The organism is Phenylobacterium sp. (assembly GCF_004297125.1).
GTDB lineage: Bacteria > Pseudomonadota > Alphaproteobacteria > Caulobacterales > Caulobacteraceae > Phenylobacterium.
The window spans coordinates 143,786-169,148 of sequence record NZ_SCVD01000001.1 but is presented as its reverse complement, the minus strand read 5'-3'; the positions used below and the strand labels follow the sequence as shown (position 1 = coordinate 169,148).

Below are 25,363 nucleotides of genomic sequence, written 5' to 3'. Positions count from 1 at the left end.
TCCGGCGCAGCTCATCGCGCCGGTCCGCCTCGGCGGCGGCCCTCGCGAGCTAGACCATAAGCTTGGGTGTGCTCCTCCCCCGATTGGGGGTCTCGGCGGCCGTGGCGCTGCGTTTTCCAGCGACCCCGGCTAGGCCCGCCGCCCCTTGGCCGAGGCGTTGTCGACGCCCAGCGCCGACAGCGCGGTCCGCACGATGCCGTCGGCGTCGAGGCCGGCCAGGGCGTACATGGCGTCCGGCTTGTCGTGGTCCTGGAAGATATCCGGCAGGGTCAGGGTGCGGACCTTGAGGCCGCGGTCCAGGGCGCCGTGTCCGGCCAGGGCGTGCAGGACGAAGGCGCCGAAGCCGCCGACCGAACCCTCTTCCACCGTGATCAGGGCCTCGTGCTCGCGGGCCAGCCGCAGCAGCAGCTCGATATCCAGCGGCTTGGCGAAGCGCGCGTCGGCGACAGTGGCCGAGAGGCCCCGGGCGGCGAGCTGGTCGGCGGCCTTCAGCGCCTCGCCCAGGCGCGTGCCGAACGACAGGATGGCGACGGCGGAGCCCTCGCGGACGATGCGGCCCTTGCCGATCTCGAACGGCGCGGCCAGCAGCGGGATCTGCACGCCCGTGCCCTCCCCGCGCGGATAGCGGAACGCCGAGGGGCGGTCGTCGATGGCGACGGCGGTAGCGACGGCCTGGGCCAGCTCGGCCTCGTCGGACGGGCCCATGACCACCATGCCCGGCAGCGCGCCCAGGAAACCGACGTCGAAAGAACCCGCGTGCGTCGCGCCATCCGCGCCCACCAGGCCCGCGCGATCGATGGCGAACCGGACCGGCAGGCCCTGAATCGCCACGTCGTGGACCACTTGGTCGTAGCCGCGCTGCAGGAAGGTCGAATAGATCGTGCAGAAGGGCTTCATCCCGTCTGCGGCCAGGCCCGCGGCGAAGGTCACGGCGTGCTGCTCGGCGATGCCGACGTCGAAGGTCCGCTCCGGGAACTTCGCCCCGAACATGTCGAGCCCGGTGCCGGAGGGCATGGCCGCGGTGATGGCCACGATCTTGGGATCGACCTCGGCGTGCTTGATCAGCTCCTGGGCGTAGACCTTGGTGTACTGCGGCGCGCTGGCCTGGGCAGGTTTTGCCTGGAGGCCGGTGACCACGTCGAACTTGACCACCCCGTGATACTTGTCGGCGGCGCTCTCGGCCGGGCCATAGCCCTTGCCCTTCTGGGTCACCACGTGGACCAGGACCGGCTTGTCGTCGATCTTGCGCGCGTTCTGCAGGACGTGGACCAGGGCGTCCATGTCGTGACCGTCGATCGGGCCGACGTAGTAGAAGCCCAGCTCCTCGAACAGCGTGCCGCCGGTGACCATGCCGCGGGCGTATTCCTCGGCCTTGCGCGCGGCTTCCTGCAGCGGCTTCGGGAAGGCCTTGGAGACCGCCTTGCCCAGGTTGCGGATCGACTGGTAGCCGCCGCCCGAGACCAGCCGGGCGAAATAGGCGCTCATCCCGCCCACCGGCGGCGCGATCGACATGTCGTTGTCGTTGAGGATGACGGTGAGCTGCTTCGTCGTCTCGCAGGCGTTGTTCATGGCCTCGTAGGCCATGCCCGCGCTCATCGACCCGTCGCCGATGACGGCCACCACCTTGTTGTCCTGCCCCTTGGCGTCGCGGGCGGCGGCGAAGCCGAGGGCGGCGCTGATCGAGGTGGCGGCGTGGGCCGCGCCGAAGGGGTCGTATTCGCTCTCGGAGCGCTTGGTGAAGCCCGACAGGCCGCCGCCCTGGCGCAGGGTGCGGATGCGGTCGCGGCGGCCGGTGAGGATCTTGTGCGGATAGGCCTGGTGGCCGACATCCCAGATGAGAATGTCCTTCGGCGTCTCGTAGACGTGGTGCAGCGCGATGGTCAGCTCGACCACGCCCAGGCCTGCGCCCAGGTGTCCGCCGGTCTGGGACACCGCGTCGATCGTCTCGGCGCGCAGCTCGTCGGCGAGCTGGCGAAGCTGCGGGATCGTCAGGTCGCGGGTGTCGGCTGGCGAGGAGACCGTGTCGAGCAAGGGTGTGACGGGGGGCAACGCGGCAGTCCTCAACTATTGGCGGCGCTCTAGCACGAAATCGACACTGGACCGTAGCAATTCAGCCCGCGAGCCGAACGGGTCCAGGTGGGATTTCGTCTGGGTTTTGAGCAGACCCAGGCGCTCGCGGGCGGCGTCGACGCCCAGCAAGGTGACGAAGGTGGTCTTGCCGGCGGACGCATCCTTGCCCGCCGCCTTGCCCATGGTTTCGGCGTCGCCCTCGGCGTCCAGCAGGTCGTCGACGATCTGGTAGGCCAGCCCCAGGTCATGGGCGAAGGCCATCAGCGCCGAGCGCTCGGCGTCCATCGCGCGCGCCAGCACCAGCGGCAGTTCGAAGGCGCAGGCGATGAGGGCGCCGGTCTTCAGCCGCTGCATCCGGGCCACCCCGCCCAGGTCCTCGCGCACGCCCAGCATGTCGATCATCTGGCCGCCCACCATGCCCCGCGCGCCGGCAGCCAGGGCCAGCCGGGCGACCAGCTCGGCGCGGACGTTGCCGTCGGGATGGGTGTCCGGGTGGGCCAGGATCTCGAACGCCGCGGCCTGTAGCGCGTCGCCCGCCAGCACCGCGGTCATCTCGTCATAGGCCACATGCACGGTGGGCTGTCCCCGCCGCATCTTGTCGTCGTCCATGCACGGCAGGTCGTCGTGGACCAGGCTGTAGGCGTGGATGCATTCCAGCGCGCAGGCGGCCCGGAGGACGTAGGTCTCGTCCAGGTCGAACATCCGGCCGGTTTCCAGCGCAAAGAAGGTGCGCAGCCGCTTGCCCGGACCCAGCGCCGCATAGCGCATCGCCTCGGTCAGCCGGCTCTCCGGGCCGTCGGCGCGGGGCAGCAGCTCGTCCAGGGCCACGGTGACGAGGTCCGCGGCCTCGGCCACACGCTGGGCCAGTTCCATCAGCTGAACTCGGCCGGTTCTACGCCCGGCGCGCCGCCCGCGCCCATCACGATCTTCTCGACCCTGAGGCGGGCCGCTTCCAGCCGCGTCTCGCAATGCGCCTTCAGCGCCGCGCCCCGCTCGTACATGCGGATGGAATCCTCGAGCGGCGCCTGCCCCGATTCCAGCCGCGCGACGATCTGTTCGAGCTCCGACAGCGCGGTCTCGAAGGTCATGGCGGAGATGTCGGCGGGTTCGGACATGGTTCGATGTTTAGTGGCGCGGAAAGTCGGGGTCCACTCCCATCCCTCACCCCCGCTCGAACCGCCGCATGGACCAGTATTTGTAGCCCTCGCTCTCGACCAGCTTCCAGCCGAGCTTCTTCAGCGAGCGGCCGATCAGGTGGTTGAAGAAGCCGTGGGCCAGGACCACGACGTTGTCACCGCCGGCGGCCAGTCCGATCAGCAGGGCGGCGGCGCGGTCGGCGCGGGCCTCGGCTTCCGCGCGGGTCTCCTGCCCCTCGTGATGGTTGAAGTACCACCACCAGACCCGGGCGATGAACCCCCAGAGCTTGGGCGAGAGTCTGATCCAGGACGGGAACCTCGGCGGCGGCAGCGGCGCCTCGATCAGCATGTCGTGATGTTCGAACACCCGCTCGCCCACCATGGTGCGGGCGCTCTCGATGGCGCGCAGGCGGGTCGAGGAGACCAGGGCGCCGCATTCCGCCACGAACTTGCGCAAGCGCTCCGGCGGCGCCTGGCCGGGTAGGATGCCGCCGATTTCGTAGGCGCCCCAGAACTCTCGGTACTCGTCGGCCGACAGCAGCACCTTGCGCGACAGCGCGGGTTCGCCGTGACGCGCGAGGATGATCGCGCCATGGCGCAAGGGCGCGGAGTGGTCGCTCACGTCGCTAGCCATGGTCCCGGAGACGCACCCTACCCCTCGCCAAGGGCCCTCACGTGCGCGAGCGCCGAGCGGCCCAGAGCTTCGAGGTCGTACCCGCCCTCAAGCGACGACACAACCCGACCCTTGGCGCGCCGGTTGGCGACCGAGGCGATGGCGCGGGTGGCCCAGGCGAAGTCGGCCTCCTCCAGGTTCTGGCCCGCGCCGCCGATGGGGTCGCGCCGGTGGGCGTCGAAACCGGCCGAGATCAGGATCAGGTCGGGGGCGAAGGCGTCCACCTTGTCCATCAGCCCCTCGAAGGCCCGTCGCCAGACTTCCACCGGCGCGCCTTCCGGCGAGACGGCGTTGGCGATGTTGGCCGGGACCGGTTCGTCGGGGTGGCCGCTGCCGGGCCACATGGGCCACTGCTGGATCGAGGCCAGGAAGGTCCCCGGCCGCCCCGCGAGCGCGGCCTGGGTGCCGTTGCCGTGGTGGACGTCGAAGTCCACCACCGCCACCCGGGCCAGCCCGGCGGCCTGGGCCGCCAGCGCCGCGATCGCCACGTTCGAGAAGATGCAGAAGCCCATGGGCAGGCCCGGTTCGGCGTGGTGCCCCGGCGGGCGCACCGCGCAGAAGGCCCGCTGCGTCCGACCCGCGGCCACGTCGCGCGCGGCCTGGACCACCGCGCCGGCCGCGCGCCGGGCGGCGGTCAGGCTGCCGGCCGACATGTACGTGTCGGCGTCCAGCACCTTTCGTCCGCTGATCGGCGCGACCCGCTCGATCATCGCCACATAGGACGGGTCGTGGGCCAGCAGCAGGTCCGCGGGCTCCACGACCGGGGCGTCCTGCGGCGCGAGGTCCAGGGTCGCATCGTCGAGCGCGTCAAGGACGGCCCGCAGCCGCTCGGGCCGCTCCGGGTGGCCCTCGCCCGGACGGTGGTCGAACATGTCCTGATGGGTGTAAAGCGCGATCGTCATGCCCCGATCCTATCCCAACTTCGCGCGACGCCCATGAGCGAACCCGTCATCCGCCGCGCGGGGCCCGCCGACGCCGAGACCCTGGCCGCCCTGGGCGAGCGCACCTTCCGCGAGACCTTCGAGCATCTCTACGCCCCCGCGGACCTGGAGGCGTTCCTGGCTGAGGCCTACGGGCTGGACCGCACCCGCGCCGACCTGGCCGACCCGGCGAAGGCCTCGTGGCTGGTGGAGGCCGACGGCGAGGCCATCGGCTATGCGCTGGCGGGCCCCTGCGCCCTGCCCCACCAGGCGGTCACGCCCGCGTGCGGCGAACTGAAGCGCATCTACTTCCGCAAAGATCGCCAGGGCGGCGGCCTGGGCAAGGCGCTGTTCGCCGAGGTCATGGCCTGGCTCCAGTCGTCCGGGCCGCGCGACGTCTGGATCGGGGTCTGGTCCGAGAACCACGGCGCCCTGCGCTTCTACGAGCGGCACGGCTTCGCCAGGGTCGGCGAGTACGGATTCCAGGTCGGGGAGACCGTGGACCGCGAATTCATCCTTCGCCGGTCGGGGGAGAGTTTTTCCAAGCAGGCGTCGCAACTGGCCGAAGATCGACACAATTTCGCCTAAGTTGACCCCGTTCGACCGCCTTTCATTGCTTCGATTTAACCTCAAGCCGTCTTGGCGCGGGCGCCGCCATTTGGGACCTTAGCCGTCGAAGGTTGAGCTCTTGAAATATCGGCGGGTGGGGATGCTGAGGATCGGCTACGTTCGGTTGCGCGACGCGACCGCGAACGACGACACCGCGGCCCTGAAGGCGGCGGGCTGCCAGGTCGTCCGGGCCGAGGAGCCCGGGGCCGGCGGCCATGCCCTCGGCTCGATCCTGGATTTCATCGGCGCCGGCGATCAGCTGGTCGTCACGCGGCTGGACCGGCTCGCGCTCAGCGGACGTGGCCTGCTGGATGCGCTGGACCGGCTCGAGGCGCGCGGCGCCAGCCTGTCGGTGCTGGAACCCGCGCTCACCAGCCAGGGCGACCGCGGCCAGGCCTTGCGCGCGGTAGTCGAGGCGGTGGCCGAGCTGGAGCCCGCCGGCCCCGGCCGCCGGCGCCGCCAGGCCGCCGCGACCCACGAGATCTTCGCCCTCCAGCGCGCCGGCGTCGGCCCGGTGGAGATCGCCCGCCGCCTGGGCGTCTCCCGCATGACCGTCTGGCGCAAGCTGAAGGCGGTGGAGGCGGCCGAGGCCTGAGGGCCGCCACGGCGCGCCAGCGCCAAGGGGATTCGTCCACGAACCACACGAACAGTGATCGGGAAGCCACCGCGCTTGATCCAGGCGAGGCCTGTTCGTGTGGTTCGTGTGGTTCGTGTGGTTCGTGGACAAACTAGACGGCGCCTTCAGCGCCCCTACCCCCGCCACGCCTGCACGAAATCCACGAACGCCCGCAGCGGCGACGGCATGGTCCGGCGGCTGGGGTAGTAGAGGAACGGCCCGGGGAACACCTCGGACCAGTCGGCCAGCACCTCCACCAGCCGCCCCGCCGCAATGTGCGGCCGCGCCGCCTCTTCGAACGGCGTCCCGAACCCCGCCCCGTCCAGCATCGCCTGCATCAGCAGCGCCGGGCTGGTCGAGACGATCCGCGCCGGCGGCGAAATTCGCAACTCCTCGCCGTCCTTCTCGAACTCCCACGCCGGCTCCGCGCCGCTCGGGAAACGGACCCGAACGCACGGCAGCTCCAGCAGATCGCGCGGATGCTGCGGCGTCCCCACCCGCGCGATCAGCGCCGGCGCGGCTGCCAGGACGAACCGCTGCGGCGGCCCCAGCGACACCGCCACCATGTCCTGCGCCAGGCTCTCGCCCCAGCGCACGCCCGCGTCGAAGCCGCCGGCCACGATGTCCACCAGCGCCGTCTCGCCCGTCACCTCCAGCCGCACCTGGGGATAGGCCGCCAGGAACGCCCCCATCATCGGCGCCAGCACGTGCTCGATGGCCGGCTCCGGCGCGTTGATCCGCAAGGCCCCCTGCGGCTGAGCCTGGGCCGAGCGCGCCTCGGCCACCGCCTCCCCGATCTCCATCAGCGCCGGCTGCAGCCGCTCCAGCAGCGCCGCCCCGGCGTCGGTCAGGGCGACGCTGCGGGTGGTGCGGTTCAACAGCCGCACGCCCATCCGCGCCTCCAGCTCGCGCACCGTCTGGCTCAGCGTCGAGGCCGAGACCCCGCGCTCGACGGCGGCCCGCCGGAAGTTGCGGTGGCGCGCCACCGCCGCGAAGCCGTCCAGCGCATAGAGGTCGGGCCGGTCCATTGTTCGATTTTCCGTACAGTTCGTGCGGAACAATGCCGATTATCGCGACGAATGCCCAGGCGTAGATGTCTCGCACCACGAAGGAGACGACCCCATGCAGACCCGCAGACTTGGAACCACCGGCCCCGAAGTATCCGCCATCGGCCTGGGCGCCATGGGGATGTCGGGCATGTACGGCCCCTCCGACCGCGCCGAGAGCCTGGCGACGATCCACGCGGCCATCGAGGCCGGCGTCACCCTGATCGACACCGGCGACTTCTACGGCATGGGCCACAACGAGATGCTGATCGGCGAGGCCCTGAAGGACCACCGCCGCGACGAGGTCGTCCTCAGCGTTAAGTTCGGCGCCCAGCGCACCCCCACCGGAGCCTGGATCGGCTTCGACGCCAGCCCCAACGCGCTCAAGACCGCGCTCTGCTACAGCCTGCAGCGCCTGGGCGTGGATCACATCGACATCTACCGCCCGGCCCGCCTCGACCCGAACACCCCGATCGAGGACACCGTCGGCGCCATCGCCGAGATGGTCCAGGCCGGCTACGTCCGCCACATCGGCCTGTCCGAAGTGGGCTCGGACACGATCCGGCGCGCCGCCGCCGTCCATCCCATCGCCGACCTCCAGATCGAATACAGCCTGATGTCCCGCGGCATCGAGGGCGGGGTCCTCAATACCTGCCGCGAGCTGGGCATCGGCGTCACCGCCTATGGCGTGCTGAGCCGGGGCCTGATCGGCGGCAACACCACCGACTTCAGCGCCCAGGGCGACTTCCGCGCCCACAGCCCCCGCTTCCAGGGCGAGAACCTCCAGAAGAACCTGGCCCTCGCCGACGCCCTTCGCCCCATCGCCGAAGCCGCCGGCCTCACCCCCGCCCAGGCCGCCATCGCCTGGGTCGCCGCCCAGGGCGACGACATCGTCCCCCTCATCGGCGCGCGCCGGCGCGACCGCCTGGCCGAGGCCCTGGGCGCCCTGGACCGGCCCCTATCTTCGGAGACCCTCGCCGCCCTGGAAGCCGCCGCCCCCCAGGAGGCCGTCGCGGGCATGCGCTACGCCGAGGCCCAGATGGCGCACCTCGACAGCGAGAAGGGCTGAGCGCCGGCGCTCGGAATATGCCAAGGAGGTCGCCGATCCGGGCCGCCCGGCGCATCGCGAGAGGCGACCTCCCATGAAACCCCCGATCAAGCGCCTCTCCGACCTCAAGGGCGGCTCGCCGAAGTCGGGCGTCTACGCCCCGCCCACGCCCAAGGTCTCCCGCCAGAAGAAGGCCAAGGTGCTGACGGCGTCGGAACGCGCGGCGTTCCTGGCGTCGAGGCCGGACCTGAAGCCGAAGGGGTAGCGGCGGGGTCGCATCTCGCGTCGTCCGGTGTCGGCGCCCTCAGCCACCGACCGCAGGCCTGCAAGCGGCTCTTGCCGCGGCTTCGGCCAAGTTTGGCGACGCCGCGGTTGGGCGAGCGACCGGCTTGCCTAGATCGACCGTCGCCAAGCTGAAGACCGGGAAGGTGCAATTCCCGCGTCGCCAGTCTCCGGGAATTTCCGATCGGCTTAGGGCGATGCAGGCGGCTGAGGAGGAAATCATGGCCCGCGAAGGCACGGTGATTAAGGGGTATCGAGAAGCAATTCGAGAGCATGGCAGCCTGCGAATGGCGGCACATGCGCTGGGGATCGACCCATCAAACCTGAGCCGGCGCCTACGTCGTCGCCCGGGAATTTGAACCCAACTCGCAGGGTTGTGGTCCCGACGTGCTCCGCGTCGGGACTTCGCTATACCCCAGACGACCGCAAGTAAAGAACAAAATGTGAACATATGTCGAGCAGCCAGCGGCGCAGGTCAACCGCCACTCGCCGTCCACGCCCGCCCGAACGCCGCACCGCCCCCACCGCACTGGACATCCGATCCCCCCCGCCCCATCCTCAGCGTTCAAACAGACGTTCGACGCGGGCCGCCCATGTTCATGCGCTTCTTCACCGAGCTTCGCGGGGCCAAGGTGCCCGTGACGCTGAAGGAATACCTCATCCTCATGGAGGCGATGGACAAGCAGGTCATCGACCGCTCGGTCGACGACTTCTACTACCTGTCGCGCTCGGCCCTGGTGAAGGACGAGAAGAACATCGACAAGTTCGACCGGGTCTTCAGCCACGTCTTCAAGGGCCTGGAGAAGATGGACAGCCCGGACCTGGCGGCCGACATCCCGGCCGAATGGCTGCGGAAGATCTCCGAGAAGTTCCTGACCGAGGAAGAGAAGGCGCAGATCGAGGCCATGGGCGGCTTCGACAAGCTGATGGAAGCGCTGGCCGAGCGCATGCGCGAGCAGAAGGAACGCCACGAGGGCGGCAACAAGGCCATCGGCACCGGCGGCACCTCGCCCTTCGGCGCCAACGGCTATCACCCCGAGGGCATCCGGATCGGCCAGGACAAGGGCCGCCACGGCCGGGCGATCAAGGTCTGGGACAAGCGCGAGTACAAGAACCTCGACGACAGCGTCGAGTTGGGCACCCGCAACATCAAGATGGCGCTGCGCCGCCTGCGCAAATGGGTCCGCGACGGGTCGGCCGAAGAGCTCGACATGGGCGCGACCATCAAGGGCACGGCCGAGAAGGGCTATCTGGACATCAACCTGCGGCCCGAGCGCCGCAACAAGATCAGCGTGCTGATCTTCTTCGACATCGGCGGCTCGATGGACGGGCACATCAAGGTCTGCGAGGAGCTGTTCTCGGCCGCGCGTTCCGAGTTCAAGAACATGGAGTTCTACTACTTCCACAACTGCCTCTATGAGAGCGTGTGGAAGGACAATCGGCGCCGTCACGCCGAGAAGCTGAACACCTGGGACATCCTCCACAAGTTCCCCCACGACTACAAAGTCATCTTCGTGGGCGACGCCACCATGAGCCCCTACGAGATCACCTATCCGGGTGGTTCGGTGGAGCACTGGAACGAGGAAGCCGGCGCGATCTGGATGGACCGTGTCTCGCAGATCTACGAACGCATGGTCTGGCTGAACCCGACCGCCGAGCGCCATTGGGACTACACGCCCTCGATCGGGGTGATGAAGCAGCTGATGGGCGACCGGATGTACCCGCTGACCATCGACGGGCTGGAAAAGGCGATGAAGGAGCTGTCGCGCTAAGCGCGCTCAGCGAAAGTGGAGACCGGTTTTGCGTCCGAGTGCGCTTCACTTTTCTTGGTCGCCGCGATGAATGTCGCGCTGACCGCCCGAAAGGCCTAGGCTGTAGTAACGCTTATGGGATTCGCATGACCGATCCCCTTACCCAGGATCCGCCCGAGACCGAAGAGGCCCAGGCCGCCACCAAGCAGGCGGTCTTCAACGCGGCTGAACGGCTGTTCGCGCTTCACGGCTTCCAGAACGTCTCGGTGCGCGACATCACCGCAGAGGCCGGGGTCAACCTCGCCTCGGTGAACTATCACTTCGGCTCCAAGGACGCCCTGCTGTTCGAGATCTTCCGGCGTCGCACGTCGGAGCTGAACCGCGAGCGGGCCCGGATGCTGCACGAGGCGACCGCGCGCCACAACGGCAGGCCGCCGGTGCGCGACATACTGGAAGCCTATTTCGCCCCGCCCCTGCGCTGGGGCTCGCCCGACCACGACCGGCGCATCTCGGTGCAGTTCATCATCCGCGCCCGGTCCGAGGGCACGGCGGAGATGCGCGAGGTGCTGCGCAACGACGTCAGCCACCTGGAGCGGTTCGCGGGCGCCCTGACGGCGGCCCGCCCCGACCTTCCGAAGGAAGACATCTACTGGCGCCTGCACTTCGTGCTGGGCATGGTCCACAACAACCGCTTCGCCGAGTTCGACCGGCTGCACCACCTGTCCGGCGGCCTCACCCGCGAGGCCGACGTGGACGCGCTGCTGAAGCGGATGCTGGACTTCGCCGAAGCCGGGTTCTCAGCCTAGGTGCGTAGACTTGTCCTCAGCGCCTGCGCGCTGAGGTTCCTGGACACCTTCCTGCTCATCGTCCCGTTCTACACGGTGATGTTCGCCGAGAAGGGCCTGTCGCCGGCCCAGATCGGCTTCGCCCTGGGCGCATGGTCGGCGACCGGCCTGCTCCTCGAGATCCCCTGCGGCGTGCTGGCCGACCGCATGTCGCGGCGCTGGCTGCTGGCGATCTCGCAGCTGCTGCGCGTGGGCGGCTTCCTGATCTGGCTGGCCTTCCCCGGCTTCTGGGGCTTCCTGCTCGGCCTGACGCTCTGGGGCATGAAGAGCGCCACCATGAACGGGGCGTTCGAGGCGGTGGTCTATGACGAGTTGAAGGCGCTGGGGCGCGAGGCCGAGTACGCCAAGGTGTTCGGCCGGGCCAAGGCGGCGCGCGGCGTGGGCCTGGTCGCCGCCTCCCTGATCGCCGCGGTCGCCGCGCCGCTCGGCTACGGCCCGCTGATCGTCGCCAGCGCTCTCTCCGGCGTCGCCGCGGCCGGCGCCGCCCTGCTGCTGCCGTCCGCCCCGCGCGCCGTCGCCGTCGCCGACTGGAGCTATCTCTCCCACCTGGCCCGCGGCGCGCGCGAGGCGATCAGCCTGCCGGGCATCCCGGCCCTGATCGCCTTCATCGCCGGCGTCCAGGCCGTCGCCTACGCCACTGCCGACTACTGGCAACTGTTCGGCCGCGACGTCGGCCTGCCGAAGTCGGCCATCGCCCTGTTCATCGCCGCCATGGCCACGGCCGAGGCGGTCGGCAGCGTGCTGTCGCATCGCATCCGCCATCTCGACCCGCGCTGGCTGTATGGCCTGACCTGCCTGGGCGGCCTGAGCATCGTGGCCGCCGCCGCGACATTCCAGGCGTGGTCGGTGGCGCTGCCTCTGGTCTATGTCGGCCTCTACAGCCTGGTGGACGTCAGCGCCGACGCCCGCTTCCACCACGCCCTGCACGGCGAGACCCGCGCCACCGTCGCCTCGTTGAAGGGCTTCACCACCCAGTGCGCGAACGGCGTCCTCATCCTGGGCTTCGGCCTCGTGGCCCAGGCGTCGGCCTATCGCATGTCGTTCCTGACCTACGGCGCCGGACTGACCCTGCTGGGCGCGGTCTACGCGACCGCCAGCCTGCGGCGGCGCTAAGGTCACGCAGCCAACTTCCACGCCAACTTCAGGTCCTCGACGAACATCGCATAGGCCTTGGCCTTCGCATCCTCGTCGGGCACGCGAAGCAGGTAGGAGGGATGGTATGTGACGACCCCCTGGGCCTGGTCGGATAGCTGGATCGGCCGGCCGCGGAACTTGCCGATCGGCGTGGGCTTGCCGAACACTGCGAGGCCCGCCGTGGCGCCCAGAGTGACGATGACGCGAGGGCGGATGATCCGGCGCTCGGCGTCCAGCCACCAGCGGCAGGCGGTGACCTCGCCGGGGTTCGGGGTCTGGTGGATCCGCCGCTTGCCCCGCAGTTCGTGCTTGAAGTGCTTCACCGCATTGGTGACGTAGGTCTCGGTGCGGGGCACGCCGGCCTCCGCCAGGGCCTTGTCGAAGACCTGACCCGCGGGACCCACGAACGGCTTGCCAGCCAGGTCTTCCTGGTCGCCAGGTTGCTCGCCCACGAACAGCAGCTTCGCCCGGCCCGGCCCCTCGCCCGCGACGCCCTGGGTCGCGTCGCGCCAGAGGTCGCAGCGGCGGCAATGGTCCACACCGGTGGCTACTTCGTCGAGCGAGGTCGGAGCCTGCCCGTCCCAAGGCGCGTCGCGGCTGTTGCGGATGGCGGCCTTGACCACCCGGCGGCTGGGTTCGGTGGGAGCTTGGCGGACCATGGTGCTGGTGCGGCCTTCGGCCTGGGCGATCAGCTCGGGAATGAGCGCCGCCTCCGGCAGGTTCCGCCAGTAGCGTTTGGGCATCTCCTTTTGCATCGCCCCCACCTTCAGCCGGGCGGGGTTGAAGATCGAGGCGTAGTAGGTCCGCCAATAGTCCTCCAGCGCGTCTGCGGCCGGCGCGTCGGCAGGATCGGCGCCCGGAGTGAGCGTCAACTGCGCCTTGTCCCAGTGCGCGCAGACGTCGGGGGTCAGGATCGAGAAGCGCATGTTGGCGAACCGGCGCACGAAGAACGGCGCCGTCGCCTCGGCCACCCTATGGGCCGGCTCGAACCACGCCACATAGGCCTCGCCGTCCTCGTCGGAGGTTTCGCGGAAGCGCACGAACGCCTTCATCTTGTGGGCGGCGCGGCCGACTTCGCGGCCGAAGCCCTGGGCGCGGGCCACGTCGGGGTCAGAGGCGATGTGCATCAGGCTGGGCTCGTCCTGCAGGCGCCACAGCAGTCGGTAGAGCAGCGCGAACCGCTCGTCGGAACGGTGCAGGATCACCTTCGCCGACAGGTCGACGAACTCGCGCGGGACGGTGAACCGCTCGCCGCCGCCTGCCCCCGGCGGGCGAGGCGCAAAGAGCGAGCCGTCGCCGTCCACGGTCCAGAGCACGTCGTGCGGCGCGACGTCGCGCGCGCGCAGCGCTCGGGCGGCCTCGCGCCAGCCGTCGAAGTCGGTCTCGTGGGCGAGGCGGACGACCTCCATCAGAAAAGGTCCAGTTGCTGGGGCTCGATCCGCCGGCGCAGGTCGGCGCGGTCGATAAGGGCGCCGGGGCTCCAGTCGGCGCAGACCAAGAACGGCTTCAGCTTCTCGATCCCGCGGCTCAGACGCTTCACGTCCGCCAGCTCCAGCTGCTTGAAACGACGGATCTCCAGGATGCGCTCGACGGTGCGGACGCCCAGACCGGGCACGCGGAGCAGCCGCTCGCGATCGGCCACATTCACATCCACCGGGAAGTCGCCGCGGTTCTTCAACGCCCAGGCCAGCTTGGGGTCGATCGCGAGGTCCAGGTCCTCGGCTTCGCCGACGATCTCGGCGCGGGCGAAGCCATAGAAGCGCATCAGCCAGTCGGCCTGGTAGAGCCTGTGCTCACGCACCAGGGGCGCACGCGCGAGTGGCAGGCGGGCGGTGGAGTCCGGGATCGGCGAGAAACCCGAGTAGTACACCCGCCGCAGCCGATAGGCCCCGTAGAGGCTCTCGCTGCGCTTCAGGATCGCTCCGTCGGTGGCGTCGTCGGCGCCGACGATCATCTGGGTCGACTGGCCGGCGGGCGCGAACCTGGGTGGGCGGGCCTTGCGCCCCTTCTCCCTCGAGGCGTCCTCGGAGACACGAACCGCGCCCATGGCTTTCTTGATGCCGGCCGCGTCCTTCTCCGGCGCCAGGTCCGCCAGGCTCTCGTCCTTCGGCAGTTCGATGTTGATGGAGACGCGATCGGCATAGAGCCCGGCCTGCTCGACCAGCGCCGGCGCCGCCTCGGGGATCACCTTCAGGTGGATATAGCCGCGGAAGTCGTGGACCTCGCGCAGGGTCCGCGCCACCCGGACGATCGCCTCCATCGTATAGTCGGCCGACCGGATGATGCCGGACGAAAGGAACAGGCCCTCGATATAGTTCCGCCTGTAGAACCCCAGGGTCAGGTCGACCACCTCGTCCACGGAAAACCTCGCCCGGGCCACGTTGGACGAGACGCGGTTCACGCAGTAGGCGCAGTCGTAGACGCAGAAGTTGGTCAGCAGGATCTTCAGCAGGCTGATGCAGCGGCCGTCCGGCGCGTAGGCGTGGCAGATGCCCATCCCGCCGTCGGTGGATCCCATCCCCTTCCCGCCCAGCGAGTCCCGCTTGACGCTGCCCGACGAGGCGCAGGACGCATCGTACTTGGCGGCGTCGGACAGGATCGCGAGCTTGCGCTTGAGGGTGAGGATGGCCATCGCCCAAGAGTATTGTTCTCTTTTTGTTCGTGCAAGCTGCGCCTTGGAGGAAGCCGCCCCTTGACGACCACCCTTCCTTCCGCGTCGAACTACACATGTAAATCGGAGTCGGCATGGATACGGCGTCAGGCAGGTTCGGTCGGCGGCGGCGGGCGCGCGAAGGCGTGCCGCGGCGGGTGTGGATCGTCGCAGTGCTCATCGCCGCGGGGTTCGGGGCCTGGGGGCTGACCGGCCGCTACCTGGCGATCCAGCGGACCCGGATCGCGGACGCCAAGGCCTGGGCGATCACGGGGCCGGCCTGTCCGCTGATCACCGAGGCCGAGTTCCTGGAGGGAAGTCGCAAGCCGATCCGGAAGTTCGACTACGAGGAGGTCGCCTTCCTGCGCCGTGAGGGCCACGTGGACTGCGCGCCGATCTACGCCGACGGCGGCCGGAGCACGCGCTTCCATGCGGTGTGCCAGTTCACCGATCCCGAGAGCCTGCTGGTGCGGACGAGTAAGGGCGACTGGGCGTTCCGGCCGGGGCCGGGCCAGCCGGCCACCGTCTTCACGGCCGATGGCCAAGCGCGCTGCGTGATGGCGGCCAGGATCACGCGGGCGGAGATGGAAGCGAAGCGCTGATTCAATATATCTCGATATATGGAACTACGTTGTCGCCATCGCATTGTGGAGCTGCGGCTTCGGCTGGTCACCCCAACGGTGGCGAACGATGGCCGCAGGCCCCTGCCCCGTCCCTCGATGCAGGGGCCTTTCTCGTAGGGCCTGCAAAAAGTTGGACCGCCGGCATCCCCGTCCCGCCGACCGGTTCGCCCGGGAGCCTCAGGACAACGTCACCACACCTGGGGCTCCCGTTGGGCCTTCCGCCTCAGTGCTCTGGGGAGTTGCGGCTCCCCCTTATGGGGGCATTTCGGGGGAGCCGCGTTCAGGTGCGCTTCGGAACTGCCGGTTCTGGGGGAGGGATGAACCGGTGTCCCTCAAGCCCGGACAACATCACCCACGCCCTTGGCCGCAGTAGGGCGGGTTCGTGTCAGGCCTGCATTGCGCAAGGGCGATTGCGGCGAATCCCGGCGAAGCTGGCCCCGGGCCGTGCAATGCACGCCGGGGGCGCTAAGGTCGCGCCAGCAAGGGAGTGGCGTGATGGGGTTCAGCAGGATCTTGGCCGGCGCGGCGGCGGCGCTGGCGCTGGCGGCGGGGGCTGCCGAGGCGGCTTCGCCGGCGCCGCAGGTGCGGGCGTGGCGGCAATCGAACGAAAAGGCGATCGTCGCCGATTTCGTGAAGCTGCTGTCGCTGCCCAATGTCGCGACCAACGTGTCTGACGTCGAGAAGAACGCCGCCTACCTGCAGGAGCTTCTCAAGGGCCGCGGCTTCGCCACCCAGCTCTTGACGGCCGAGCCGGGCACGCCGCCGTCGGTTTTCGGCGAGCTGAAGACGCCCGGGGCCAGGCGGACCGTGGTGTTCTACGCTCATTTCGACGGCCAGCCGGTCGGCCAGAAGGGATGGGTGACCCCGCCGTTCCAGCCGTCGATGCGCACGGCGCTGCCGGAGGCGACCCCGGTGGACTGGCAGGGCGCCGCCGGCCCGCTGGACCCCGCGTGGCGGCTCTATGCGCGCTCGACGGGCGACGATAAGGGCTCGATCCAGAGCCTGCTGAGCGCGCTCGACGCGCTGAAGGCCACGGGCCGCAAGCCTTCGGTGAACATCAAGGTCCTTTGGGAGGGCGAAGAAGAGCAGGGTTCGCCGCATTTCGAGGCCCTGGTGCGGAAGCACAAGGCGCTGCTGAAAGGCGATCTGCTGATCATGGGCGACGGGCCAATGCACCAGTCGGGCCGCCAGCAGATCAACTTCGGCAACCGCGGCATCGCGGGCTTCAAGGCCACCGTCTATGGCCCGACGCGGCCGCTGCACGACGGCCACTACGGGAGCTGGGCGCCGAGCCCGACGGTGATGATCGCCAGCCTGGTGATGAGCCTGCGCGAGGACAATGGCCGCATCCCGATCCCGGGCTTCGCGGACGACGTGACGCCGGTGTCGGCCGCGGACAAGGCTGCGCTGGCCGCCCTGCCGGATGTGGAGACCGACCTGAAGACCTCCCTCGGCCTGGGCCGCAACATCGGGGAAGGCCGGCTGGCCGACGGCTATCTGGCGCCGACCTTCAACGTCCGCGCGATCCACGCGGGCGACACCGGCCCCGACGCGGCCAACGCCATCGCCACCGAGGCCGAGGCCTCATTCGACATCCGGCTCGCGCCCGGCATGACGCCGGAGCGGGCGCGCGAGAAGACCGAGGCCTACCTCGCCGCTCAGGGCTGGAAGATCGTTCGCGACACCCCCGACATGCCGACCCGGCTGCAGAACCCGAAGGTGGTGCGGATCAACTGGGACGACGGCGAGAGCGTCGCCACCAAGACTCCCATGGACGGTCCCGCGGCCGCGGCCGTCGCAGCCTCGATCGGACGCACGGTGGGCTACCCGGTCCTGAAGCTGCCGATCGTCGGCGCCAGCTCGGGCATGGCCAAGATCGTGGACGCGCTGGAGGTCCCGATGGTGGGGGTCAGCATCGCCAACTACGACAACAACCAGCATTCCGTGAACGAGAACATCACCCTGCAGGCGCTTTGGGGCGGCATCGAGGTTTACGCCGGCCTGATCTCCGATCTGAGCTGGTAGCGGACGGCGCGGCCGAGAGCGGCTATGGTCAAGCTTCCCGTCGTGGACGACCCGTGAGGCCCTGATGACGCCAGCCGATCCGACCGAGGCCGACGAGCGCCACGGGCTTTTCCACGATGCGCTGGCCGACTGGACCAACGACGACGTGCTCCAGACCAAGGAGGCGCGGGCGGCGCTGGGTTCGAAGCATCCGACGGGCCTGCGCGTCCTGGACTGGCCGGAGCTACGGGCGCTGTTCGCCAGGTACGACCCGCCCGCCACCCGCCACGGCCGGCGCGACCGGCGCTTCGGCCTGCTGTCGGTGGGGCTGGCCACGCTGGGCCTGATCCTGGCGGTGCTGTCGCCGCTGGCCATCGGGGCGGAGCGCTACGTGGAGATGGTTGCGGCCGCCCTCGTCATCGCGGGGCTGGGACTGATGGCGTTCCACGAGCTCGGCGCGGCGTCCAAGGCCCGATGGCTCGGCCAGCGCTTCGGCGCCGAGCGGGTGCGGGCGCTGTACTTCCAGGCGGTCGTGAACAACCTGGATCTGGTGGCGCGCGCCATGGCCAACGACGCGGCGCTGGGCGAGTGGAAGGTGGCGCGCGGCCGGATGCTCTCCTACTTGCCCAAGCCCGAGGAGCTTCCGGGCCAGGCGCCGCTGCTGGCGCGGCCGGTCCGCGACGACGGCGAGACCTGGGTCCTGCCCGAGTGGTCCACGCCGCCGAAGCCGCCCGAACCGTCGCAGGAGCTGGACCTGCTGCTATCCCTGCTGCGCGGCCAGCGGCTCGACGCCCAGGTCGATTATGTGCAGCGCAAGCTGAGCGATTCCCTCGGGGCTCCGGGACGACGGGCGGCGGTGGTGCGGGGCTTGAGCAAGCTGTTGCTCGCCGCGGCCGTGATGACGGGCGTCGTCGCGGGAGTGCTGCTGGCCACGGGCCAAACCCCGGAGGACACCGACGTGAAGCTCGCCCTGGAGGTGACGGTGGGGGCCGTCGTCGCGGCGCTGGCGCTGCGCGTGGTCAACGACGACCGGCTGCTGGCCGGAGACGCGGGCCGATATGCAGGGTACTTCGCGGCGGTTTCGGAGGCGCGAACCCGGTTCGACCGGGGGGACCTGGCCGAGAAACTGGCCGCTCTGCGCGAGATGGAGACCGTGGCCTACCGCGACCTGCGCGAGTTCGTGGCCGCCCACTGGCGGGCGCGGTAAGGGCTCCTCACACCCGCCGGCGCCTCACGTCCTTGAGGATCTCGCGGGCGGCGTTGTGGCCCGGCGCGCCGGTGACGCCGCCGCCCGGGTGCGTGCCCGCGCCGCATTGGTAGAGGCCCTTGATCGGCGTCCGGTAGTCGCCCGCGCCCAGCACCGGGCGGGCCGAGAACAGCTGATCGAAGCTGAGGCGGCCGTGCATGATGTCGCCGTTCACGAGACCGAAGGTGCGCTCCAGGTCCAGCGGGCTGAGCACCTGGCGGCCAAGGACGGACTTGGCGAAGCCCGGCGCGTGTTTGTCCACCGTGGCGATCATCAGGTCGGCGACCTCGTCGCGATGGTCGTCCCAGGACCGGCCGTCGGGGAGTTCGGGGGCGACGTGCTGGCAGAACAGGCTGGCCACGTGCTGGCCGGCGGGCGCCAGGCTGTCGTCCAGGGTGGACGGGATCAGCACCTCGACGATCGGCTCCTTCGACCAGCCATGCGCGCGGGCGTCGTCGTAGGCGCGCTCCATATAGGCCAGGCTCGGGGCGATGATGATCCCGCCGGTCATGTGGTCGCCGGGCCCGGGGGCGACGGTGAAGCGCGGCAGTTCGGACAGGGCCACGTTCATGCGGAACGTGCCGGAGCCGGAGCGGTAGCGGGCGATCCGCTCCACGAAATCGGCGGGCTGGACGCCCGGATCGACCAGTGTCTGGAAAAGGAGCTGGGGATGCAGGTTGGAAACCACGGCGCGCGCCTTCAGCACGTCCCCGGAGGCGGTGACGACGCCGGTGGCGCGCCCCTTCTCGGTCAGCACCTCGGCCACGGCGGCGCCGGTGCGGATCTCGACGCCGCGCTCGCGGCAGCAGGCGGCCATGGCCTGGCTGATCGCGCCCATGCCGCCGATGGCGTGGCCCCAGGCGCCCTTCTTGCCGTTCACCTCGCCGAACACGTGGTGCAGCAGGACGTAGGCCGAGCCCGGCGTGTAGGGGCTGGCGTAGTTGCCGACCACGCCGTCGAAACCATAGGCCGCCTTGATGGGCGCGCCCTCGAACCAGCCATCCAGCCAATCGCCCGCCGATTGCGAGAACAGCGCCAGCAGGTCGCGCTTGGCCGTCAGGTTCAGACGGGAGAGCTTGCGGCCGAGGACGGCGCTCTTCAGCAGCTCGGGGATCGCTTCCCCGAGGCCGCCCTCCACCAGGTTGGGCGGGGTCTGCAGGACCAGCTCGCGCAAGACATCGGCGATGGCGTCCAGGCGGTTTCCGTAGTCGTCGAACCGCTCGGCGTCGCGGGCGGAGAAGCGGGCCACCTCGGACTTGGTGCGGCCCTCGCCCACGAAGAAGTGGTCGCCGTCCAGGGGCAGGAAGTTGGCCATCTTCCGCTCGACCACCTTCAGGCCGTGGCGGGCGAGTTCGAGGTCGGCGACCACCTTCGGGTTCAACAGCGAGACCGTGTAGCTGGCCACGGAGTTGCGGAAGCCGGGGTGGAACTCCTCGGTCAACGCGGCCCCGCCGACGACGCCGCGGCGCTCCAGCACGGTCACCTTCAGACCCGTGGCGGCCAGGTAGGCGGCGCAGGTCAGGCCGTTGTGCCCGCCGCCGACGATGATCACATCCCTATGCATGCCCTTGCAGTGGCATGCGGAGGGGCGGAACCGCAACCGCTCCAGGTTGTTCCGCCCGCATGGCCCGCCTGCGCATCCGACACGAGACCTTCTACAGCTACGAGCGGCCGGTCACCTTCGCCACGCATCGGCTGCTCCTGCGGCCGCGCGACAGCCATGCGATCCGGGTGATGGACGCCGTGCTCACGGTGTCGCCGCCCGGGGAGACCCGCTGGATCTACGACGCCCTGGGCAATTCGGTGTGCTGCTTCACGCCGCAGGGGGAGTCCACGGGGCTGTCCATCACCAGCGAACTGGTGATCGAGCGCTATCCGGCCGACCTGGCGGACCTGCAGGTCGAGGACCCGCAGACCGCGACGCCCATCGTCTACGCGCCGGCGGACCGGGCGGTGCTGGCGCCGTTCCTGGAGCCCGCGACCGAGGATGCCGACGGCGACCTGCTGAGGTGGCTCCGCGAGCACATGGGCGGCGCGCACGAACCGGCGCTGGAGTTCCTGCTGCGGCTCAACCAGACCATCCACGACACCTTCGAATACCAGGGCCGGGACCTGGGCGCGGCGCAGGAGCCGTCGCACACGGTGAAGCTGGGGGCCGGCACCTGCCGCGACTTCGCCTGGCTGATGGTGGAGGCCCTGCGGCGGCTGGGCTACGCGGCGCGGTTCGTCACGGGCTACCTCTACTCCCCCGCGCACGGCGAGATCCGCGGCGCGGGTGCGACCCATGCCTGGTGCGAGGTGTTCCTGCCCGACCTGGGCTGGACCGAGTTCGACCCCACCAACGCCCTGGCGGAGAGCGGCGACCTGATCCCGGTGGCGGTGGCCCGCACGCCGCAGGAGGCGACGCCGATATCCGGCTCGATCTATGGCGACCCCGGGGCCACGAACCTGAGCGTTCACGTGGATGTGCGCCCGGCCGATTCGCTACAGGCGGCCGCGTAAGTCATGACTCGCAGCGTAAGGAGAAACGTCCGATGACGCACGGCCTCCAGCAGCAGGGCCAGGCCCTGGGCTACCCTTTCATGAAGTCCTGCGCGACGCCGCAGCACGGCCAGAAGCCGCCCGAGAAGCCCCTGCCCGTCCGCGAGCCCCGCAGCTATAAGCCGCGGCCGGCGCACTAGCGTGGACCGTGCAGGTCGCTAGTTTGGCGCCATCGGTGGGGCGCCAGGGAAATCCAATATGAGCCTTGTGATTGGGCGGCGGGAGTTGATGGCCGCCGGTATTGGACTGCTGGTCCCGGGGACCGCCTTCGCCGCGCCGGCCCGTCTCGCGTTCCAGGTCTTCCGCAACGGGACCAGGGTGGGCGAGCACCAGATGAGCTTCGCTGGCGACGAGGACAACCGCACGGTCACCACCAACGTCGACATGGTGGTCAAGATCGGGCCGGTCCCGGTCTACAAGTACAAGCACGACGCCATCGAGCGCTGGGCCGGCGGCAAATGGGTCAGCATCGACGCCACCACCAATGGCAACGGCAAGATCCAGAAGACCAGCGCGCGCGCCATGCCGGGCTATGTGCAGATCACTGGCCCCAAGGGTGCGGTGCGCGGGCCGGCCGACGCCGTGCCGCTCAGCCACTGGAACCAGGCCAGCTTCGGCAAGCCGCTGTTCAACCAGCAGGAAGCCAAGATGCTGAAGGTCACCTGCGCCAAGGTGAAATCCGGTCACTGGCAGGTGCGCGGCGAGGCCGAGATCGACGACTTCTACGATGCTTCGGGGAACTGGCTGGCGCTCCAGGGCAAGCTGGAGGATGGCTCGAAGATGGAATATCGGCGGGTCTAGCTCCGCCGTTGCGCACCGACGGAGGGCGTGCGTAACTCCCGCCATGTGTACGGAGCGCCTTCGCGTCTGACTTAAGTCCGCCGAGCCGGGCTTCGCCGCCGTGTGCGGCCGAACCCTCCTGCGCACCCGTCACCCAGGCGTCTTCCTCGATGAGCTTCTTCGGCAACGACGCGGTCAACCGCGTCAATCTGCATTCCGGCGTCCAGGCGCTGGCCCAGGGCGCGGGCGGCGTCTTCGTGCTGGTGTTCCTGCTGCGGGCCGGCGTGTCCGCGCCGTTGGTGCTTTGCGCCATGGCGGCGATGAACGCCGGCCGGTTCGTTTTGCGGCCGCTCGTCCTGCGGTTCGCCCGCCGCTTCGGCCTGCGCGCGACCCTGATCCTGGGCACGGTGCTGGAGGCGACGACCTTCCCGATCCTGCCGCTGGTGCATGGCGTGGACCTGGCCTTCGCCGCGGTCGTGCTCGTGGGGCCGGTCGGCAGCGTCCTCTACTGGACCTCGTACCACGCCTATTTCGCCAGCATCGGCGACGACGAGCACCGTGGAGGCCAGGTCGGCGCCCGCGAAGCCCTGACCGCGGTCGTCGGGATCGCCGCGCCACTGCTCGGCGCCTGGGCGCTGGCCGCAGGCGGCCCGTGGTCCGCCTTCCTCGGGGTGGCGGTGGTCCAGGTCCTGGCCGCAGGCCCTCTGATCGGCGCGCCGCAGGTGGCGGTGGCGCCCGAGGGATCGGGCGGGCTGCGCGGCGCGTGGATGGGCGTCGGCCTGATGGCCTGCGACGGCATCTTCGCCGGCGGTTACTACTACATCTGGCAGATCGCGCTCTTCGTCTCGCTGGGCGAGAGCTTCACCGCCTATGGCGGGGCGATGGCGCTGGCCGCCCTGGTCGGCGCGGTGTTCAGCCTGGCGATCGGCCGGCATATCGACGCGGGTGGCGGTCGAACCGCCGCCGTGGTGGCCTTCGCCGTCATGGTGGCGGTCCTGACGCTGCGCGCGATCAGCGTGGGGTCGCCTTGGCTGGCGGTCACGGCCAATGCCCTGGGCGCGCTGGTTGAGGCCTTGTGGATCCCGGCGCTGATGACCCCCATCTACAACCTGGCCAAGGCTTCGCCCTGCCCGGTTCGATTCAGCGTGGCGACGGAGGCCGGCTGGGACCTAGGCTGCGCCGGATCGTGCCTCGTTGGCGCTGCGATCGTCGCGGCAGGCCACTCCTTCGCCGCGCCGATCCTGGTCGGCCTGGTCGGCGCGGTCCTGGCGTTCGGCCTGCTCTGGCGGAACTACGCGGCCGGTTCCGGGCCGGCGGCGCGCTCGACATAGGCTTCGAAGGCGTCGCGGGCGCGGCTGAGGCAGCCGTCCACCGGGGCGACCGTGAGGATGCCGTCGAAGGTCTTGAGGTCGGCCTCGGGGCAGACCTTGTCGAAGTTGGGCGCGGCGCGGCGCACGCGGGGTGGGGCGACCAGCAGCTTCACCACCGCCATGCGCTGCTCGTCGACGCTGGCGATCTGTCGCCGCGGCAGGGCCTGGGCGGCCGCGCCGCCCGCCAATCGCTTCACATTCCCCGCGGGATCGACCAGCACCACCGACTTGCCGGGCGCGATCTGCAACGCCTGGCCGCTGGCGTATTCGGAACCGCGGACGATCGCCGGATCCGTGGACGAGACGACGACGAAGTCGCCGGCCTGGGCGACGCCGGCCAGCCCCGCCGCCAGCAACAGCCCCAACAGAACCCTGCGCATCCGCCCCTCCGATCTCAACCGCGGCGACGGTGGGGATACGTCGGGCTTGCCGTCAAGTTGACGCGCCCCTCAGGCGAGGGCCGGCCAGCGCCAAGCCCGCGCACCCTGCCGCCAGGGTTAGCCGTTGCGCCCCCCGCAAATCCCCCTAGCATTGGGCCAGGACGGCCCGAATTCGGACCGGACCTTCGAAAATTCATTGGGCGAGGGAGCCGTGGGAGACGGGGCGCGAAGCCCCGTTCCGACGCGGGCTGGGGTTTGGACGCCAAGCTGGACGAAAGCGAGGACGGCGCGCTCGTCGCGGCAGACGACCTGGCCGCGCGCGAGGCCGCCTACGAGAAGTTCGTCTGGGACAACCTGAAACGCAACTACCTCGGCAACTACCTTCACGGCATGCTCGGGATGACCGGCTTCCGGCTGGTGAACGCGCCCACCTTCCTGCCGGCCTACCTGCTGTCGGTCTCGGGCTCGAACGTCATCGTCGGCTTGGGCCTGGCGCTGCAGCAGCTCGGCGGGGTGATCTCCCCGATCTTCGGCGCCACCAAAGTCGAACACCGCACCAAGGTCATGCCGGCCGCCATCTGGATGGGCAGCCTGGGGCGGCTGGCGATCCTGGGCATGGCCCTGGCGGGCTGGTTCCTGTCGGGCCAGCCGCTGGTCTGGGCGCTGCTGTTCTTCATCCTGATGTTCGGCGTGTTCATGGGCGCCCAGCGCGTCGTGTTCAGCCTCTTGATGTCCAAGGTGATCCCGATCAGCCGGCGGGGACGGCTGCAAGCCTGGCGCAACGCCACCGGCGGCCTGATCGCCGCCATCCTGGCCTGGGTGGCGGGCAAGTACTTCATCGGCGAGAACCTGTTCGGGAACGGCTATTCGACCACCTTCGTCTTCGCCTTCCTGCTGACCAGCGCCGGCCTCTGGGCGCTGCAGCTCCTCCTGAAGGAGCCCGAGCCACCGACGACCCGGCCGCAGGCGCGATTCCGCGACCGGCTGCGCGAGTTCCCGGCGCTGATCGCCCAGGACCGGGCCTACGGCTTCTTCCTGCTGGTGCAGATGCTGGCCACCTCGGCGCGGATCGCGACGCCGTTCTACATCCTCTATGTGGGCAAGGTGGTGGGCGCGGACGGCGCGACCCTGGGCCTGCTGTCGTTCGCGTTCCTGGGCGCCGACACGGTCTCGAACCTGCTCTGGGGCTACATGGGCGACAAGACCGGCTTCCGCGCGGTGCTGGTGGTGTCGATCGTCGGCTGGGTGGGCGCCACGATCATGCTTTTGAACCTGCATACCGCGGTCCCGATCTTCGGGGCCTTCGCCCTGCTGGGCGCTTCGCTCAGCGGCTATATGATGGCCTCCCAGACCATGGTCCTGGAGTTCGGCAGCCGCGACGACCTGCCGATGCGCATCGCGATCTCGGCCACGGCCGAGAGCATCACCGCCACCGCCGGGCCGCTGATCGGCGGCGTGGTGGCCGAGATCTACGGATACGACGTGGTGTTCCTGGCTTCGCTGGGATTCCTGGCCGCCGCCTTCGTGATCCTGGTGCTCGCGGTGAAGGATCCACGGCGCCGCTTGCGCGCCTGACGGAACCGCAGCCCCGGACGCGCATTTTCGCTCGGGGTGGAGGCGCCAGCTTCACGGCAAGATC

At 69.8% G+C, this 25,363-nt stretch carries 25 protein-coding genes; 15 read left to right on the top strand and 10 right to left on the bottom strand.

What is annotated here, in order from left to right; all coding sequences use genetic code 11:
• Positions 1-129: 129 nt before the first annotated feature.
• From dxs to EPO51_RS00780, 5 genes are read right to left on the bottom strand one after another with little or no spacing between them, the layout of a single operon-like run.
• Complete coding sequence (gene dxs, locus EPO51_RS00800) at positions 130-2,049, bottom strand: 1-deoxy-D-xylulose-5-phosphate synthase (RefSeq protein ID WP_293344970.1); 1,920 nt, start codon at positions 2,047-2,049, stop codon at positions 130-132.
• A gap of 15 nt (positions 2,050-2,064) precedes the next feature.
• A complete protein-coding gene (locus tag EPO51_RS00795) occupies positions 2,065-2,946 on the bottom strand; it encodes a polyprenyl synthetase family protein (RefSeq protein ID WP_293345499.1) in 882 nt (293 codons plus the stop codon).
• Positions 2,943-3,185 (bottom strand): exodeoxyribonuclease VII small subunit, encoded by a 243-nt coding sequence (locus EPO51_RS00790; RefSeq protein ID WP_293344969.1) that lies wholly within the window; start codon positions 3,183-3,185, stop codon positions 2,943-2,945. Before EPO51_RS00790 ends, EPO51_RS00795 begins: the two co-directional genes overlap by 4 nt.
• A 46-nt stretch (positions 3,186-3,231) precedes the next feature.
• Positions 3,232-3,828 carry a histidine phosphatase family protein gene (locus EPO51_RS00785; protein ID WP_363199853.1) on the bottom strand — a complete coding sequence of 199 codons (597 nt, stop codon included), beginning with the start codon at positions 3,826-3,828 and terminating at the stop codon, positions 3,232-3,234.
• Between the two features lie 29 nt (positions 3,829-3,857).
• Positions 3,858-4,781 carry a histone deacetylase family protein gene (locus EPO51_RS00780; protein ID WP_293344966.1) on the bottom strand — a complete coding sequence of 308 codons (924 nt, stop codon included), beginning with the start codon at positions 4,779-4,781 and terminating at the stop codon, positions 3,858-3,860.
• 33 nt (positions 4,782-4,814) lie between these two features.
• On the opposite strand from EPO51_RS00780, the gene EPO51_RS00775 reads away from it, so the two are divergent.
• The gene (locus tag EPO51_RS00775; RefSeq protein ID WP_293344964.1) at positions 4,815-5,387 is read left to right on the top strand and encodes a GNAT family N-acetyltransferase; all 573 of its coding nucleotides are present in this window, start codon (positions 4,815-4,817) and stop codon (positions 5,385-5,387) included.
• Positions 5,388-5,508: 121 nt separating this feature from the next.
• On the top strand, positions 5,509-6,003 hold the full coding sequence (locus tag EPO51_RS00770) for a recombinase family protein (protein ID WP_293344962.1): 495 nt from the start codon (positions 5,509-5,511) through the stop codon (positions 6,001-6,003).
• A 155-nt stretch (positions 6,004-6,158) separates the two neighbouring features.
• On the opposite strand, the gene EPO51_RS00765 is transcribed toward EPO51_RS00770, so the two are convergent.
• Entirely contained in the window at positions 6,159-7,052 is an 894-nt protein-coding gene (locus EPO51_RS00765; protein ID WP_293344960.1) for a LysR family transcriptional regulator, read from the bottom strand.
• A 94-nt stretch (positions 7,053-7,146) separates the two neighbouring features.
• Between EPO51_RS00765 and EPO51_RS00760 the strand changes: the two genes are divergently transcribed.
• From EPO51_RS00760 to EPO51_RS00740, 5 genes are all read left to right on the top strand, one after another.
• Entirely contained in the window at positions 7,147-8,139 is a 993-nt protein-coding gene (locus EPO51_RS00760) for an aldo/keto reductase (RefSeq protein ID WP_293344958.1), read from the top strand.
• 73 nt (positions 8,140-8,212) lie between these two features.
• The gene (locus EPO51_RS00755; RefSeq protein WP_293344956.1) at positions 8,213-8,383 is read left to right on the top strand and encodes a hypothetical protein; all 171 of its coding nucleotides are present in this window, start codon (positions 8,213-8,215) and stop codon (positions 8,381-8,383) included.
• Between the two features lie 610 nt (positions 8,384-8,993).
• The gene (locus EPO51_RS00750; RefSeq protein ID WP_293344954.1) at positions 8,994-10,172 is read left to right on the top strand and encodes a vWA domain-containing protein; all 1,179 of its coding nucleotides are present in this window, start codon (positions 8,994-8,996) and stop codon (positions 10,170-10,172) included.
• Between the two features lie 125 nt (positions 10,173-10,297).
• Positions 10,298-10,957 (top strand): TetR/AcrR family transcriptional regulator, encoded by a 660-nt coding sequence (locus EPO51_RS00745; protein WP_293344952.1) that lies wholly within the window; start codon positions 10,298-10,300, stop codon positions 10,955-10,957.
• Positions 10,958-12,109 carry an MFS transporter gene (locus tag EPO51_RS00740; protein ID WP_293344950.1) on the top strand — a complete coding sequence of 384 codons (1,152 nt, stop codon included), beginning with the start codon at positions 10,958-10,960 and terminating at the stop codon, positions 12,107-12,109.
• 2 nt (positions 12,110-12,111) lie between these two features.
• Here EPO51_RS00740 and EPO51_RS00735 read toward each other — a convergent pair whose 3' ends face one another.
• Entirely contained in the window at positions 12,112-13,539 is a 1,428-nt protein-coding gene (locus EPO51_RS00735; RefSeq protein ID WP_293344948.1) for a UdgX family uracil-DNA binding protein, read from the bottom strand.
• The gene (locus tag EPO51_RS00730) at positions 13,539-14,762 is read right to left on the bottom strand and encodes a putative DNA modification/repair radical SAM protein (RefSeq protein WP_293344946.1); all 1,224 of its coding nucleotides are present in this window, start codon (positions 14,760-14,762) and stop codon (positions 13,539-13,541) included. The genes EPO51_RS00735 and EPO51_RS00730 overlap by 1 nt, the downstream gene beginning before the upstream one ends.
• A 113-nt stretch (positions 14,763-14,875) precedes the next feature.
• Between EPO51_RS00730 and EPO51_RS00725 the strand changes: the two genes are divergently transcribed.
• The 3 genes from EPO51_RS00725 (at position 14,876) to EPO51_RS00715 (ending at position 18,614) form a co-directional block, all read left to right on the top strand.
• Positions 14,876-15,382 carry a hypothetical protein gene (locus tag EPO51_RS00725; RefSeq protein ID WP_293344944.1) on the top strand — a complete coding sequence of 169 codons (507 nt, stop codon included), beginning with the start codon at positions 14,876-14,878 and terminating at the stop codon, positions 15,380-15,382.
• A gap of 516 nt (positions 15,383-15,898) precedes the next feature.
• The gene (locus EPO51_RS00720) at positions 15,899-17,428 is read left to right on the top strand and encodes a M20/M25/M40 family metallo-hydrolase (protein ID WP_293344942.1); all 1,530 of its coding nucleotides are present in this window, start codon (positions 15,899-15,901) and stop codon (positions 17,426-17,428) included.
• 64 nt (positions 17,429-17,492) lie between these two features.
• Positions 17,493-18,614 carry a hypothetical protein gene (locus EPO51_RS00715; protein ID WP_293344940.1) on the top strand — a complete coding sequence of 374 codons (1,122 nt, stop codon included), beginning with the start codon at positions 17,493-17,495 and terminating at the stop codon, positions 18,612-18,614.
• 7 nt (positions 18,615-18,621) lie between these two features.
• Here the strand turns inward: EPO51_RS00715 and EPO51_RS00710 are convergent, their stop codons facing one another.
• On the bottom strand, positions 18,622-20,217 hold the full coding sequence (locus tag EPO51_RS00710; RefSeq protein WP_293344938.1) for a phytoene desaturase family protein: 1,596 nt from the start codon (positions 20,215-20,217) through the stop codon (positions 18,622-18,624).
• Positions 20,218-20,276: 59 nt separating this feature from the next.
• Between EPO51_RS00710 and EPO51_RS00705 the strand changes: the two genes are divergently transcribed.
• From EPO51_RS00705 to EPO51_RS00690, 4 genes are all read left to right on the top strand, one after another.
• A complete protein-coding gene (locus tag EPO51_RS00705) occupies positions 20,277-21,155 on the top strand; it encodes a transglutaminase family protein (protein WP_293344936.1) in 879 nt (292 codons plus the stop codon).
• 32 nt (positions 21,156-21,187) lie between these two features.
• Positions 21,188-21,334 (top strand): hypothetical protein, encoded by a 147-nt coding sequence (locus EPO51_RS00700; protein WP_293344934.1) that lies wholly within the window; start codon positions 21,188-21,190, stop codon positions 21,332-21,334.
• 58 nt (positions 21,335-21,392) lie between these two features.
• Positions 21,393-21,995, top strand: a complete 603-nt coding sequence (locus EPO51_RS00695) for a DUF6134 family protein (RefSeq protein ID WP_293344932.1) — start codon at positions 21,393-21,395, stop codon at positions 21,993-21,995.
• A 149-nt stretch (positions 21,996-22,144) separates the two neighbouring features.
• The gene (locus tag EPO51_RS00690; RefSeq protein ID WP_293344930.1) at positions 22,145-23,305 is read left to right on the top strand and encodes an MFS transporter; all 1,161 of its coding nucleotides are present in this window, start codon (positions 22,145-22,147) and stop codon (positions 23,303-23,305) included.
• Here EPO51_RS00690 and EPO51_RS00685 read toward each other — a convergent pair.
• Positions 23,266-23,724: a hypothetical protein gene (locus tag EPO51_RS00685; protein WP_293344928.1), complete on the bottom strand. Its 459-nt coding sequence runs from the start codon at positions 23,722-23,724 to the stop codon at positions 23,266-23,268. The two genes, EPO51_RS00690 and EPO51_RS00685, sit on opposite strands and share 40 nt — an antisense overlap.
• 255 nt (positions 23,725-23,979) lie before the next feature.
• Between EPO51_RS00685 and EPO51_RS00680 the strand changes: the two genes are divergently transcribed.
• Positions 23,980-25,299, top strand: coding sequence for an MFS transporter (locus EPO51_RS00680; RefSeq protein ID WP_293344926.1), 1,320 nt, complete (start codon positions 23,980-23,982; stop codon positions 25,297-25,299).
• The last annotated feature ends 64 nt before the right edge of the window (positions 25,300-25,363 follow it).

Coding starts and splice junctions, on each gene's coding strand:
- EPO51_RS00725 (WP_293344944.1), top strand. CDS start 14,876: ATGGATACGGCGTCAGGCAGGTTCGGTCGGCGGCGGCGGGCGCGCGAA.
- EPO51_RS00715 (WP_293344940.1), top strand. CDS start 17,493: ATGACGCCAGCCGATCCGACCGAGGCCGACGAGCGCCACGGGCTTTTC.
- EPO51_RS00720 (WP_293344942.1), top strand. CDS start 15,899: ATGGGGTTCAGCAGGATCTTGGCCGGCGCGGCGGCGGCGCTGGCGCTG.
- EPO51_RS00780 (WP_293344966.1), bottom strand. CDS start 4,781: ATGACGATCGCGCTTTACACCCATCAGGACATGTTCGACCACCGTCCG.
- EPO51_RS00695 (WP_293344932.1), top strand. CDS start 21,393: ATGAGCCTTGTGATTGGGCGGCGGGAGTTGATGGCCGCCGGTATTGGA.
- EPO51_RS00710 (WP_293344938.1), bottom strand. CDS start 20,217: ATGCATAGGGATGTGATCATCGTCGGCGGCGGGCACAACGGCCTGACC.
- EPO51_RS00700 (WP_293344934.1), top strand. CDS start 21,188: ATGACGCACGGCCTCCAGCAGCAGGGCCAGGCCCTGGGCTACCCTTTC.
- EPO51_RS00730 (WP_293344946.1), bottom strand. CDS start 14,762: ATGGCCATCCTCACCCTCAAGCGCAAGCTCGCGATCCTGTCCGACGCC.
- EPO51_RS00790 (WP_293344969.1), bottom strand. CDS start 3,185: ATGTCCGAACCCGCCGACATCTCCGCCATGACCTTCGAGACCGCGCTG.
- EPO51_RS00760 (WP_293344958.1), top strand. CDS start 7,147: ATGCAGACCCGCAGACTTGGAACCACCGGCCCCGAAGTATCCGCCATC.
- EPO51_RS00750 (WP_293344954.1), top strand. CDS start 8,994: ATGTTCATGCGCTTCTTCACCGAGCTTCGCGGGGCCAAGGTGCCCGTG.
- EPO51_RS00770 (WP_293344962.1), top strand. CDS start 5,509: ATGCTGAGGATCGGCTACGTTCGGTTGCGCGACGCGACCGCGAACGAC.
- EPO51_RS00690 (WP_293344930.1), top strand. CDS start 22,145: ATGAGCTTCTTCGGCAACGACGCGGTCAACCGCGTCAATCTGCATTCC.
- EPO51_RS00755 (WP_293344956.1), top strand. CDS start 8,213: ATGAAACCCCCGATCAAGCGCCTCTCCGACCTCAAGGGCGGCTCGCCG.
- EPO51_RS00765 (WP_293344960.1), bottom strand. CDS start 7,052: ATGGACCGGCCCGACCTCTATGCGCTGGACGGCTTCGCGGCGGTGGCG.
- EPO51_RS00735 (WP_293344948.1), bottom strand. CDS start 13,539: ATGGAGGTCGTCCGCCTCGCCCACGAGACCGACTTCGACGGCTGGCGC.
- EPO51_RS00745 (WP_293344952.1), top strand. CDS start 10,298: ATGACCGATCCCCTTACCCAGGATCCGCCCGAGACCGAAGAGGCCCAG.
- EPO51_RS00685 (WP_293344928.1), bottom strand. CDS start 23,724: ATGCGCAGGGTTCTGTTGGGGCTGTTGCTGGCGGCGGGGCTGGCCGGC.
- EPO51_RS00775 (WP_293344964.1), top strand. CDS start 4,815: ATGAGCGAACCCGTCATCCGCCGCGCGGGGCCCGCCGACGCCGAGACC.
- EPO51_RS00705 (WP_293344936.1), top strand. CDS start 20,277: ATGGCCCGCCTGCGCATCCGACACGAGACCTTCTACAGCTACGAGCGG.